This is a genomic window from Psychrobacter sp. 16-MNA-CIBAN-0192, from assembly GCF_040309565.1.
Lineage (GTDB): Bacteria > Pseudomonadota > Gammaproteobacteria > Pseudomonadales > Moraxellaceae > Psychrobacter.
The window spans coordinates 1-234 of record NZ_JBEOOX010000740.1 but is presented as its reverse complement, the minus strand read 5'-3'; the positions used below and the strand labels follow the sequence as shown (position 1 = coordinate 234).

Below are 234 nucleotides of genomic sequence, written 5' to 3'. Positions count from 1 at the left end.
ACCTGATGCACCTGCTCGGCACAGGCCCGAGCTTCTTCAATCATCTTGCCGAACGCATCGCTGGTGACTTCGGCATGGGTCAGCCAACGTTTTTTCTGGCTCAGGCGATAGTGATAGCGCAGTGAGCCATCTTCCAGTTTTCCGTCCAGGTCGAGGTCGTACCAGGGCGAGCGCACCTTGCAGCCGGGGATGGCTTTTTCCATCTTCCCGCCTGCCAGGCTGTAGGTGTAGTCA

The 234-nt window shown here is 58.1% G+C and carries 1 protein-coding gene; it reads right to left on the bottom strand.

Annotated features, from left to right (window positions below):
- Window positions 1–203 (bottom strand): hypothetical protein (locus AAEY78_RS15045; protein WP_352340313.1); only part of this gene is annotated, 203 nt, incomplete at its 3' end.
- Between the last annotated feature and the right edge of the window lie 31 nt (window positions 204–234).